The organism is Rothia sp. HMSC069C04 (assembly GCF_001812895.1).
Classification (GTDB): Bacteria; Actinomycetota; Actinomycetes; order Actinomycetales; family Micrococcaceae; genus Rothia.
This window is the reverse complement of sequence record NZ_KV810746.1, coordinates 86,030-99,095: the sequence shown is the minus strand read 5'-3', so window position 1 is coordinate 99,095 and position 13,066 is coordinate 86,030. Positions and strand designations below refer to the sequence as shown.

The 13,066-nt window shown below is 62.4% G+C and carries 6 protein-coding genes; all 6 read left to right on the top strand.

The genetic code is table 11. The annotated features are described in order from the left end of the window. Positions 1 to 489 precede the first annotated feature (489 nt). The 6 genes from ileS to HMPREF2879_RS06695 all read left to right on the top strand — a co-directional run bounded on the left by ileS (position 490) and on the right by HMPREF2879_RS06695 (position 12,649). Positions 490 to 3,831, top strand: coding sequence for an isoleucine--tRNA ligase (gene ileS, locus HMPREF2879_RS06720; protein WP_070635095.1), 3,342 nt, complete (start codon positions 490 to 492; stop codon positions 3,829 to 3,831). Positions 3,832 to 3,963: 132 nt separating this feature from the next. Further along, entirely contained in the window at positions 3,964 to 5,625 is a 1,662-nt protein-coding gene (locus HMPREF2879_RS06715; RefSeq protein WP_049356783.1) for a bifunctional folylpolyglutamate synthase/dihydrofolate synthase, read from the top strand. Between the two features lie 386 nt (positions 5,626 to 6,011). Then, positions 6,012 to 6,689 carry a TenA family protein gene (locus tag HMPREF2879_RS06710; protein WP_070599894.1) on the top strand — a complete coding sequence of 226 codons (678 nt, stop codon included), beginning with the start codon at positions 6,012 to 6,014 and terminating at the stop codon, positions 6,687 to 6,689. Positions 6,690 to 7,024: 335 nt separating this feature from the next. Next, positions 7,025 to 7,687 (top strand): vitamin K epoxide reductase family protein, encoded by a 663-nt coding sequence (locus HMPREF2879_RS06705; protein WP_070635094.1) that lies wholly within the window; start codon positions 7,025 to 7,027, stop codon positions 7,685 to 7,687. 327 nt (positions 7,688 to 8,014) lie between these two features. Then, positions 8,015 to 8,254 carry a nucleoside-diphosphate sugar epimerase gene (locus HMPREF2879_RS06700; protein ID WP_070635093.1) on the top strand — a complete coding sequence of 80 codons (240 nt, stop codon included), beginning with the start codon at positions 8,015 to 8,017 and terminating at the stop codon, positions 8,252 to 8,254. A gap of 579 nt (positions 8,255 to 8,833) precedes the next feature. Continuing rightward, positions 8,834 to 12,649 carry an Rne/Rng family ribonuclease gene (locus tag HMPREF2879_RS06695; RefSeq protein WP_070635092.1) on the top strand — a complete coding sequence of 1,272 codons (3,816 nt, stop codon included), beginning with the start codon at positions 8,834 to 8,836 and terminating at the stop codon, positions 12,647 to 12,649. The last annotated feature ends 417 nt before the right edge of the window (positions 12,650 to 13,066 follow it).

The following is a 13,066-nucleotide window of genomic DNA, read 5'->3' as shown; positions in this document are numbered from 1 at the left end:
CACCCTGCGGGGTTGCATACAGACACAAAAGCCACATAAACTATTAGTGTTTGCAACGACCCGGCCATCACCGGCGAGCAATTCGGAAGAACGGACCGCACCTGCGGGCACCCGCCAATCGCTGCGGCGAGGGTGTCTTAGCGGAAGAGATGTAGTCCCAGTAGAACCGGACGGTTAAGCCCGATATAGCTGTAATAAGCGACTGATACCCGCCCAACGCGCCGCTCTTCCGGTGGCTAGGTATCGCGGACACGCGACGCCACGTAGCCCCGGGAGGGTTCGGTGCGTTGAGCTGTTAAATCAGTAAGCAAGGTGGTACCGCGCCGCATCCCGACCCCCGGCACAACCCGGGCAAGTCAGCGATGCCCAGGCGTCCTTGCACCCGTCATGTCAATCCTCACCCGCTGAAACGGTGGGACGACGAGTGCTACGTACCCTGTCGCCCCAACCTCTCAGCGTTGAGAACAACAGATAAGGGCGCACAAACACATGTCCCATGTTTACCCCAAGGCGAGCGCCTTCGAAGCCGCAGGAAGCGGCGTCACCGCATCGCCCAAGTTCCCCGCACTCGAAGAGGCAGTCCTCGACTACTGGAAGAAGGACAACACCTTCTCCGCATCCGTCGAGAACCGCCCCGCAGGCGAAAACGGCGAAAACGAATTCGTCTTCTACGACGGCCCTCCCTTCGCTAACGGCCTGCCCCACTACGGCCACCTGCTCACCGGCTACGCCAAGGACCTCGTCGCACGTTACCAGACTCAGCGCGGCCACAAGGTAGAACGCCGCTTCGGCTGGGACACCCACGGCCTGCCCGCAGAACTCGAGGCAATGAAGCAGCTCGGCATGACCGACAAGCGCGAAATCCTCGAAATGGGCATCGACAACTTCAACGACGCTGCCCGCGCATCCGTGCTCAAGTACACCAACGAGTGGGAAAAGTACGTCACCCGCCAGGCACGCTGGGTCGACTTCGAAAACGACTACAAGACCCTGAACGTCGAGTACATGGAGTCCGTCATCTGGGCGTTCAAGCGCCTCTACGATAAGGGCCTGACCTACCAGGGCTTCCGCGTGCTGCCCTACTGCTGGAAGGACGAGACCCCCCTCTCCAACCACGAGCTGCGCATGGACGACGACGTGTACAAGGACCGCCAGGACCAGACCGTCACCGTCGCATTCCGCCTCACCGCAGACACCGCCCTCGGCGCTGACGAGAAGGTCGCCGCAGAACTCGACGGCGTCGAAGCACTCGCATGGACCACCACCCCCTGGACCCTGCCCACCAACCAGGCGCTCGCCGTTGGACCCGAGATTGAATACTCCGTCGTGCCCGGCGCGGGCAAGTTTGAGGGCCGCTCCTTCCTGATTGCCTCCGAGCTGCTCGGCTCCTACGCCAAGGATCTCGGCTACGAAGGCGACCAGCCCGAAAAGGACGCAGACGCAGCCGTCACCGCACGCTACACCGGCTCCCAGCTCGAGCACGTACGCTACACCCCGCTCTGGGACTACTTCGTAGACGCCGAAAAGTGGGGCACCGAAACCTCCTGGCAGATTCTCGTCGCCGACTACGTCACCACCGGTGACGGTACCGGCATCGTCCACCAGGCACCCGCCTACGGTGAAGACGACCAGAAGGTCTGTGAAGGCTACGGCATCCCCGTGATCCTCTCCCTCGACGAAGGCGCAAAGTTCCTGAACCTCTTCGCCGAGCCTACCGCCTCCGGCTCCACCGCCTTGGCTGAAATCGCGGGCGTGCAGGCATTCGACGCGAACCGCACCATCATCAACGCCCTCAAGGCAGACGATGTGCTGATCCGCGAGAAGTCCTACGTGCACTCCTACCCGCACTGCTGGCGCTGCCGCACCCCGCTCATCTACCGCGCAATCACCTCCTGGTACGTGAAGGTCACCGACTTCAAGGACCGCATGTACGAGCTGAACAAGCAGATCAACTGGATCCCGGAAAACGTGAAGTACGGCCAGTTCGGCAAGTGGGTTGAGAACGCACGCGACTGGTCCATCTCCCGTAACCGCTTCTGGGGCTCCCCGATCCCCGTGTGGGTTTCGGACGACCCGAACTACCCGCGCATGGACGTGTACGGCTCCCTCGAAGAGCTCAAGGCAGACTTCGGCCGCCTGCCCCTGAACAAGGACGGCGAACCCGACCTGCACCGCCCGTACATTGACGAGCTGACCCGCCCGAACCCAGACGACCCGACCGGTAAGTCCACCATGCGCCGCGTGGAAGACGTGCTCGACGTCTGGTTCGACTCCGGCTCCATGCCCTACGCACAGGTGCACTACCCCTTCGAGAACCAGGAATGGTTCGAGAACCACTACCCGGCAGACTTCATCGTCGAGTACATCGGTCAGACCCGCGGCTGGTTCTACGTGCTGCACGTACTGGCGACCGCGCTCTTCGACCGCCCCGCGTTCAAGAACGTCATCAGCCACGGTATCGTGCTCGGCTCGGACGGTCAGAAGATGTCCAAGTCCCTGCGTAACTACCCGGACGTCTCCGAGGTCCTCGACCGCGACGGCTCCGACGCAATGCGCTGGTTCCTGATGTCCTCCCCGATCCTGCGTGGCGGCAACCTGATCGTGACCGAGCAGGGCATCCGCGAGGGTGTTCGCCAGGTCATGCTGCCGCTGTGGAACGTCTACCACTTCTTCGCCCTGTACGCTAACGCCGCCAACAACGGTGAAGGCTACAGCGCAAAGCTCAAGTACGACTCGCAGCACGTGATGGACCGTTTCATCCTCGGCAAGACCCGCGAACTCATCGAGCAGGTCACCGCAGCGATGGACTCCTACGACATCTGGAACGCCTGCGAATCCCTGCGCCAGTACGCCGACGCACTGACCAACTGGTACGTGCGCCGCTCCCGCGAGCGCTTCTTCAACGAAGACACCGACGCATTCGACACCCTCTACACCGCACTGGTGACCGTGTCGAAGGTTGCCGCATCCCTGCTGCCGCTCAGCAGCGAGGAAATCTACCGCGGCCTCACCGGTGAACGCTCCGTGCACCTGGCTGACTGGCCCGAGGCATCCGCTTTCGCTGATGAGTCCGACCTGCTGGCTCTCATGCAGACCGTGCGTGAGGTCTGCTCCGCCGGTTCGGCACTGCGCAAGGAGAAGAAGATCCGCGTGCGCCAGCCGCTGCAGAAGATGACCGTGGCGATCGCACCCGAGCAGTTCGCTGCGCTGGGTACCGCTTTCGGCGAGAAGGGCGCGGAGTACTTCGCGAACATCGTCGAGGACGAGCTGAACCTGCGCCAGGTGGAGCTGGTCAGCGCCGACACCGTCGACCCCGCCGACTACGGCATCTCCCAGCAGCTGAAGGTCAACGCACGTGCGGCAGGTCCGCGCCTGGGCAAGCAGGTGCAGGTTGCCATTAAGGCATCCAAGTCCGGTGACTGGGCCGTGACCGAGGACGGTACCGTCCTGGTCGGCGTGGCAGCTCTGGACGGCGGCCTGGCCCTGGAAGAGGGCGAATACGAGCTGGCAACCGTGGTTGCCGCTGACGCTGAGGGTGCTGAGCACACTGCGGCTGCGGTTCTGCCCGGTGGCTTCCTTGTCCTCAACATTGAGCTGACCGACGAGCTGGTTGCCGAGGGTATCGCCCGCGATACCATCCGCGCTATTCAGCAGGCACGTAAGGACGCCGACCTGAACGTTGCGGACCGCATCAACCTGAGCATCGCGGCACCGGAGGAAACTCTGGCAGCTCTGCGCACCAACGAAGCACTGGTGACCGGCGAGACCCTCGCCGTGTCCCTGCAGCTGAGCGAGGCAGACGAGCTGAGCATTAGCGTCGCCAAGGCATAAAACGCCTGAACCGTACGGCCGTCCCGCCCCCTTGATTGGGCGGGGCGGCCCGTCGTCTATCCCGCCGCACGGTTATCCCGCCGCACGGTGGGCCCCCGCCGGCACCGGCCGGCTATCCCAGTGAGGAGAACAATGAGCGAGAAGAATTACCCCGCAATTCCCGACCCCGAGGGCGTGGAGCGGGTCTACGGTGAACTGCTGGCGCGAGCACCCGAAAACAAGATGGCGCCGCGCCTGGACGCTGTGGCGCGCGCCGTCGAAATCCTCGGCGACGTGCACCGTGCCGCGCCGGTCATCCACATCACCGGCACGAACGGCAAGACCAGCACCGCCCGCATGATTGAGGCGCTGCTGCTCGGCCACGACCTGCGTGTGGGCCGCTTTACCAGCCCGCACCTCGAAAGCGTCACCGAGCGTATCTGCATTAACGGCGCACCCGTACCGGATGCCACCTTCGTGCGCATTTGGGAGGAAATCGCCCCCTACCTGCAGATTGTGGACGCGGAGATGACCTCCCGCGGCGAGCCCGCCCTGACCTTCTTCGAGTCCGTTACCGTGCTCGCCTTCGCAATTTTCGCGGACGAGCCGGTGGACGTGGTGGTGCTCGAGGTCGGTATCGGCGGCACCTGGGACTCCACGAACGTTGCCGACGGTGTGGTTTCCGTGGTCACCCCGATTGGTCTGGACCACACCGACATGCTCGGCGAAACCCTCGCCGAGATTGCAACCGAAAAGTCCGGCATTATCAAGCCCGGCGGCTTCCTGGTTTCTGCCGCACAGGACCCGGAAGCGGCGGACGTGCTGCTCGCCTCCGCCCGCGAGAAGGAAGTATCCTTCGCCTTTGAGGGCGTGGAGTTCGGCGTTGTCTCCCGTGAGCTTGCGGTCGGCGGTCAGCTGCTGACCCTGCGCGGCCTGGCGGGCGAGTACCCGGATGTTCCGCTGTCCCTGCACGGTGCGCATCAGGCACAGAACGCCGTGGTGGCTCTCGCCGCCGTGGAGGCATTCTTCGGCGGTCAGCGTCAGCTACCCGAGGACGTGGTGCGTACCGCCTTTGAGACGGTGCGCTCGCCGGGCCGTCTGGAGGTTGTGCGCACCGAGCCGCTGACCATCCTGGATGCGGGCCACAACCCGCACGGCGTGCGTGCTTCCGCGGCTGCGCTGACTGAGGCGTTCAAGCTGTCGCACCTGCATTCCGTGGTCGGTATTTTGGGTGAGAAGGATGCTCTGGGCATGTTTGAGACCATGCGCGAAGAGTACGTGGACGCTTCGGACGGCACGTTCCGCCTGTACTTGGCGGCGTCGGATTCGCCGCGTGCGATTGCGCCGGAGCGTCTGCACGAGCTCGCCCTGGACGCTGGTCTAGACGAAGACTCGATTGAGGTGTTCGAGCACCTGGACGAGGCGATTGCCACCGCCATGGAGAACGCCCTCTTCGAGCAGGAGTCGGCGGGCGTGCTGATTACCGGTTCGATTACGGTCATCGGTGAGGCGCGTACCCTGCTGGCTGCGCATGAGCAGGCGAAGACCCCCGGCGCTGAGGCTGAGGAGCTGCCGGATGAGCTGGGCGCCGAGGGTGCTTATGCGGGTTCTGCGGGTGCGGCGTCGGCTTCGACTCTGGCTGCCGCTGCGGCTGCGGCTGCCTCTGCTGAGCCGGATGAGCTGCTGGACGGCATCATGGCTGAGCTGGGTGGCGAGTCTGCGGCGGGTTCTTCGCTGGAGGATTCGCTGGGTCTGCCGCTGGGTGACTCGTACACCGATGATTTCTTCGGTGACGATGATTCCGAAGACGAATAAAGCCCACTGAGGTTATTGATGAGAAGGCGGGGTGCCGCCCCCTAGTTGGTTTTACCGGCTGGGGGAGCGGCGCCCCGTTTTTTGTGCCCCGCCTTTTCGCGCCTCTGCCCTCGTGCTCCCACTCGAACGCATGATTTCTCACGTGTTCCCATGGGCTCTCACCTAACCCCAATCGCCCGAGTGCAACCGGTATCTTCCGCCTCCACCCACCCATAAATCGAAAATAACGAAAAATTGTGGGCACCGGGGGCGCAAAACCGGGCACGCCTTGGCGTCACGGTGCTATATTCGCTGAGGCGCCGGCCCCAACGCCTGAGGCCGCACCAACACACCCGCACACATACGCATACCAGCGACGGTATGCCACATAGTGAAAGGCACCCATCATGCCCGCACCCTTCAACGATTTGATCGGCACCGATTCGTTCACGGAGACGCTGCGTCAGGAGAACCTCGCCACCTGGCTTTCCGCCACGAATCACCGTTTTGTTGCTGAGCTTTTTGACGGCTCAATCGCCCCGCAGGTCATGGCGGGGTACCTGGTGCAGGACTACCGTTTCCTCGATACCTTCCTCGCCCTGATTGGTGGCGCGATTGCTAACGCTGATACTCTCGCGGGTCGTCTGCGCCTCTCCAAGTTCGCGGGCGAAATTGCCGGCGATGAGAACACCTACTTCCTGCGTTGCTTTGAGACTCTGGGCGTGACCGAACATCAGCGTGACTCCATGCCCGATACGGAGGCGACCACCGGCTTCAAGCGTCTCTTCCTCGACGCGGCGGCTAGCGGCAGCTACGCGGCGATCCTGTCGGTGCTGGTGGTTTGCGAGGGCCTGTACCTGGATTGGGCGTCGAAGGCTCCCGCCAAGCGTCCCGAATCGTTTGTGCACCACGAGTGGATTACCCTGCACGACTACCCGGAGTTCCGTGAGCTGGTTGATTTCCTGCGCCGCGAACTGGACCGTGTGGGCCCGTCGGATGCGCAGCGTGCCCGCGAGTTCTTTAGCCGCGCGGTGGAGCTGGAGCAGCAGTTCTTTGACGAGTCGTACACCCACCCGCTGCCCTAACGCACTGCCCTCACGTGCCGTCTGTGCGCTCCACGGTAGTTGCCGTGGGAGCCGCCGCGCGTCGATAAGGCGAATGCCATAGAAAACATGCGCACCATGCCCCGGAAGGTCCCGCCCGCCGCTACGTTGCGGGCTCCTTCCGGGGCTTTTGTGTTTAAGGTACGTCACAAAAATGCGCCTATTTGCATGATCTGAGGCGTCATATAGTAAATGTAGAAGCTAATGGCGTGCTATTGAGCAATGTGAGAGGCTAGGATAAATGGGGTACTGCTTCCGGGGTGCTGGCTATGCCGCGCCGGTGAGTATCACCGTAAAACACTATCTAAAGGAGTCGTATGAGTACCGCCGCATCGAGTACTACCGAGCCCACCCGCGCTGCAAAAGAAGCGCAGCACGGGCACGCGGGAACCCCGGGCAGCTACTCAGACCGACAGCTCGGATTCTGGCTGGTTGGCGCCGGCCTGATCGCACTCATTTCTTCAGCGATTCTGGTGTACGAGCGCCTGCAGATTTACATTGATGCCGGCCACTCCACGGTCTGCGATATCAACGCCCTGCTCAGCTGCGGCACGGTGATGCGCACCCCGCAGGCGGAAGCTTTCGGCTTCCCGAACCCGTTCATTGGTCTGGTGGGCTTCTCGATTGTGGTGACTATCGGTGCCGCAATCATGGCAGGCGCACAGTTTAAGAAGTGGTTTTGGGTGTGCATGAACATTGGTCTGGCTGCGGCAACCGCGTTCATTATGTGGCTGTGGTACCAGACGACGTTCCAGATTAATGCCCTGTGCCTGTTCTGCATGATCGTGTGGGTTATGACCATCACGCTTTTTGTGAAGACTACGGTCCGCAATATTTCGGCGGGTGTTATTCCGGCGTCGCAGTCGATGCGTGAGAGCGCTCGCGGCTGGTCCTGGTTTGCGATTAGCCTGTGGCTGATCCTGATTTTCGGCATTATTGTGATCCGCTTCTTCGAGGTCATTGTGAATATGATGCGCTAAGCAGTTGAGGGCTGATGCCCCGAACGTGCAACGCCCCGGTGCCTGTTGGTGCCGGGGCGTTGTTGCGTCTGCGGGTGGGTGAGGCTGCGCAGAATACGCCGGGCTGATCGTGCCGGGCAGAATACGCCTGGCTGGGGCGCCGGGTAGTGGGGGAGGCGCCGGTGACTTTGCCGGTGGCAGTCAGCGGGGAGGCGGCGCGGGTGCGTATAATGGTCAGGTATATTCTTGAGCGGCGTCAGCCGCAGCCGTCCGCGGGTTTTGCCTGCGGCGTTGACTGCCTGCCGTTCTGCTGGACACTAGATTCTTGATACCCCTTCGAGGAGAACCGTGAAGACTGCCGGAATTGCCGCAATGGGCGTTGCTGCCGTTATTTTTCTGACTGCCCTGCTGTTGCTGACCGCCGGTCACTTCTCGCTGCTGTGGGTGATTCTGCTGGTTGTTTCTCCGTTTGTTTTCATTCTGGGCGTTCCGTTTGCGACCGGTTCCGGTCCGGAGTACCTGCCGACCGACCCGAAGCTTGCTCAGCAGGCTCGTGAGGCGCGCGATGCGGAGCTGGGTCTGGACTAGCCCCTCCTCTGTGAAAGTTTTTGAAGCCGGGTGGTGCGTAGTGGCACGCCCGGCTTTGCTGTACCCGCCATGCGCCCGCCGCAGTGTGCCCGCGGCAATGTACTCGCGCATCCTGCCGGGAGGTGGAGCCCAGATAGGATGGGTGGGGTGGCTTAGAGGTACCCTCTACCGGGTATAATGGAACACGGTGTCTTGTGCGCCCCGCACGCGCATAAAGATCCCCACCAACGCATCGAGGGAGAGTACCCGAAGAGCGCCGGCTATAAGCCGCGGAGCATAACTGTCGCACCGCGCGGGCCGCCCGCCTCGGCGAAGAAACCCGAAGACCGGCAGGGCACCCAGGAAGGTGTGAGCGTGCCGTGCTCGAGAGCGAGGTGGCTGTGACCGTCGCGGCGCGCTCTGCGTTCCGCCCGCTCGCCCCCTACGGCAGAAGCACTGAACGAGATAGTGCCCGGTAGTGCTGATGAACGCGCGCCGTAGGGTGAGGCTTGAGCCGCGGTGACAGCAACTAGGCTTTGCGCTGTATGCGCGCTGTTAAAATCCTTGCGGTGCGGAGCAGGGTGTAACGAAAGAAGATTAATGTCTGACGAGAAGAACGTCGAACTTGGGGTTTTTGAGGCGCTGAACGCCCTCGCGGAGGAAAAGAACGCCTCTGCAGAGACCCGTGAAACTCTGCGTAAGAATGTTCGTGAGAGCTCTGACGCCCAGCAGGGTACTGAGCGCCGCCGTCCGGGTCGCCCGAAGAAGGAGAAAGCTCCTGAGGTTCCCCTGGATGAGGCGATTGCTGCTGGCCTGACCAACCTGCGTAACGCTAAGGCTAAGCACGCGCCGGCACCGAAGGTTGCCGCTCCCGCTGCATCTGAGACCGAGGTTGCTTCTACTCTGGATAGCCTGTTTGAGGCTGCTGAGAAGAAGGCGGCTGAGCCTGCTGTTGTGGAGAACACCGCGAAGGTTGAGACCGTCGAGAAGACCGCGAAGGTGGAGGAAGTTGTTTCCCCCGCCGCTGAGTCTGCTGAGCCCGCCGCTACTGAGCCCGCTGCCGAGTCTGCCGTTGAGGTGAAGGAAGAGACCGCCAAGGTTGAGGTCGTGCCCCCGGCACAGGCTGAGGAAGCTGAGAAGGCTGAGAAGACCGAGGCTACCGCTGAAGCTGCTGAGCAGCCCGCCGAGGCTACTGCGGTTGCTGAAGAATCCGCAACCGAAGAAGCTGTACCTGAGGCACCCGCCGCAGAAGAGTCTGCGGAGGAGCCCGCAGCTGAGGATCCCGCAGAGGCTCCCGAGCCAGTAAAGACCATTAGCGACCTGCAGCGCGAAAAGCTGCAGGAGCTGCGCTCGCGTACCCCCATGGGTGCGATGCCGCTGTTCATGGCACCCGAGCCGGAGGAGCTGAGCGAGCTCGCTGTTGCCGCCAAGCTGGAGCGCGAAGCCCGCCGCGCCGCTGCTGAGGAGCAGAAGCGTAAGGAGCGCATGGAGCGCCGCCGCGAGGAGGCTGCCGCTGAGGCTGAGGTGACGAGCCACCGTCGCCGTCGCCGTCGCCGCGGTACCGAGGATATTGAGATTGAGGGCGGCGTTGATGATGACGTTGAGACCGTCACCAAGGTGCGTGCGCCGCGCCTGGCTGACTCTCACGCATCCAACACCGTGACCGGTGTGCGCGGTTCTACCCGCCTGGAGGCGAAGCGTGTGCGCCGCCGCGAGTCCCGTTCGCTGGGTCGCCGCCGCCACATTGTGACTGAGGCTGAGTTCCTGGCTCGCCGTGAGTCCGTGGACCGTCAGATGCTGGTTCGTCAGAAGGACGGCCGCATCCAGATTGGTGTGCTTGAGGACGGCGTGCTGGCTGAGCACTTCGTGTCCAAGACCCAGCAGGATTCCCTGATTGGCAACGTGTACCTGGGTAAGGTTCAGAACGTTCTGCCGTCCATGGAAGCTGCGTTCGTTGACATTGGTCGCGGCCGCAACGCTGTGCTGTACGCGGGCGAGGTCAACTGGGATGTCACCGGCCTGGACGGTGCGCCCCGCAAGATTGAGAACGCCCTGAAGCCCGGCGATTCGGTGCTGGTGCAGGTCACCAAGGACCCGATTGGTCACAAGGGTGCCCGCCTGACCAGCCAGGTTTCCCTGCCCGGTCGCTTCCTGGTGTACGTGCCGGGTGGTTCGATGACCGGTATTTCCCGCAAGCTGCCCGACACCGAGCGTGCTCGCCTGAAGAAGATTCTGAAGGACAAGCTGCCCGAGGGCGCTGGCGTGATTGTTCGTACCGCGGCGGAGGGTGCTTCTGAGGAGGAGCTGACCCACGACATTAACCGTCTGCGTGCGCAGTGGGAAGAGATTCAGGAGAAGGCTAACTCCCGCAAGGTGCTGGCTCCGGAGATGCTCTACCAGGAGCCCGACCTGATGATTAAGACCGTCCGTGACGTCTTCAACGAGGACTTCACCGCGATGATCGTTCAGGGCGAGAACGCGTGGGATTCCATCGAGGCGTACGTGACGTACGTGGCGCCGGACCTGGTCTCCCGCCTGCAGCAGTGGGACGGCGATGACGACCTCTTCGACCACTACCGCATTAACGAGCAGCTGGCGAAGGCACTGGACCGTAAGGTGTACCTGCCTTCGGGTGGTTCGCTGGTGATTGACCGTACCGAAGCCATGACCGTGGTGGATGTGAACACCGGTAAGTTCACCGGTAGCGGCGGCAACCTTGAAGAGACTGTCACCAAGAACAACCTGGAAGCTGCTGAGGAGATTGTCCGTCAGCTGCGTCTGCGCGATATCGGCGGCATTATCGTCATTGACTTCATTGACATGGTGCTTGAGTCGAACCGTGACCTGGTTCTGCGTCGCCTGATTGAGTGCCTGGGCCGTGACCGTACCAAGCATCAGGTGGCTGAGGTGACTTCGCTGGGTCTGGTTCAGATGACCCGTAAGCGCCTGGGTACCGGTCTGCTTGAGGTCTTCTCGGAGCCCTGTGAGCATTGTGCCGGTCGTGGCCTGGTGGTTCACGATCAGCCGCTGAGCGGTCGTAGCGGTGGCGCGTCGGATTACATCCACCGCCATGAGCGTAATGACCGTAAGCGTAGCCGTGCCGCTGCCCGCGAGGATTCTCGTGACCAGCAGAAGCAGGATGCTCTGGAGTCGAAGAAGGCTGAGCGCCGTAACGCTATGGCTGCGGTGGCTGCCGCATCCGCTCAGAGCGAGGACGTTTCGGAGGAGACTGCTTCGACCCGCAAGAAGCGTAAGCGCCGTAAGCGTTCGCGCCGCGCGGAGACCGCTGAGCTCTCGCTTGAGCAGGAGATTCAGGGTATTGCCGAGGCCGCCAGCGAGCAGGCTCACGCCGAGGTTGCTCAGCGTGAGGACAAGGTCGCTGAGGTCACCGAGGGCAACTGGATTGGTGAGCAGGGCGGCTTCTCCCTGGAGCAGCTGGCGAGCGCGTTTGACCGCGTGGAAGAGTCCGCTGAGGATTCCTCGAAGGACTCTGCTGAGGAGCGTTCTGATCAGGAACGTTCGGAAGAGCGTCGTTCGTCCAAGCGTGGCGAGAAGAAGTCTTCTCTTAACCGCCAGCGTCGCGAGCTGACCGATGCGGATATTGCCGCTGTTGAGGATTCCGGCGCGGGTGCGCTGGAGGACGAGCACCACGTTGACCCGGAGCTCGACCCGCGCTTTAGCCGCTCCTCGGATCGTTTTGAGGCGATTCGCGCCGGTGAGGCGAAGGCTCGTGCTTCTCAGAAGGCTGGCCGTCTTGCCCGCGCCGAGGGTGAGTCGTTCCGTTCGGGCCGTGAGGATCGTTCGGAGGAGCGTCGTTCGTCCAAGCGTCAGAACCGCGAGCAGCAGAACGCTGAGGCAACCTCCGCTGAGGTAAACTCGGGTGTGCAGAAGGCTCAGGAGTCCAAGCGTGTTGAGCGTGAGGACCTGCGCATTGAGGATGTTCGTGAGACTCCGCGTGCGTCTCGCCGCCGTGCTCGTCGTGCCGCTGATGAGAAGCGCGCCGAGAAGGCAGCTGAGCAGAGCGTGGCATCCGAGCAGGCACCCGCGAAGGCTGATAAGGTTGAGAAGTCTGAGTCTCGCCCGATTGTGACCGGCGTGATTGGTGCTCCGGCTGTGACCGGTGTGGTGGGCGCAGCTCCTGCAGCGGTTGAGGCTCCGGTTGAGGAGGCTCAGAAGCCTGCGGCTCAGGTGCCCGGTTCGACCCCGCGTAAGCGTCGCATTCGCCGTGCGGCTTCGAGCGCCGGTGCCGGTGCTCAGGTCGTGACCGTGGACGCTTCCGAGCGTGCTGAGGGTTCTGTGGTTGCTTCCGCTTCTGTTGCGGATGTGGCTCCGGTGGCTGATGACGCTTCGGCCCCTGTCTTGTTCGGCATTGGCGTTGCCGCTGCCGACATTAAGCGTGAAGGTAAGGACGATTAGTCTTTAGCTTCCGATCATCGGAAATCCGATGGTGTGTGTATATGAGATAGCCTCGGTAGGGCGAGCCGGAACTTCCCTACCGAGGCTATTTTTTTCTGTGCGTGTGCTGCGTCATTATTAAAGGCGCTACTAAGAGTGCGGTGCAGTATTAGAGGAGCATCACGTGCCGACTTCGAGTGTTCCGCAAAATTATCTATTGCGCGGCGCGTAGATCATGCCGTATCCTTAAGGACTGGTGTTTATCTCAGTGAAGCCCTATCGACGCAGGGCCAGCGGGAGACACCGCTCCCACCCGCATCGTCTTCGGCGCGGTCGAGTATTCGGCTGAGTCGAAACGTGCGGGAGAGAGACACCACCGGTGAGCCTCGCGTGTTGGCTTCGGCGGGCAATCCCGCCGGAACGCACGGGCCGTTCCTC

What these genes read in the sequence shown, in the direction of transcription:
- ileS (WP_070635095.1), top strand. Translation starts at nt 490, where the DNA reads ATGTCCCATGTTTACCCCAAGGCGAGCGCCTTCGAAGCCGCAGGAAGC.
- HMPREF2879_RS06715 (WP_049356783.1), top strand. Translation starts at nt 3,964, where the DNA reads ATGAGCGAGAAGAATTACCCCGCAATTCCCGACCCCGAGGGCGTGGAG.
- HMPREF2879_RS06710 (WP_070599894.1), top strand. Translation starts at nt 6,012, where the DNA reads ATGCCCGCACCCTTCAACGATTTGATCGGCACCGATTCGTTCACGGAG.
- HMPREF2879_RS06705 (WP_070635094.1), top strand. Translation starts at nt 7,025, where the DNA reads ATGAGTACCGCCGCATCGAGTACTACCGAGCCCACCCGCGCTGCAAAA.
- HMPREF2879_RS06695 (WP_070635092.1), top strand. Translation starts at nt 8,834, where the DNA reads ATGTCTGACGAGAAGAACGTCGAACTTGGGGTTTTTGAGGCGCTGAAC.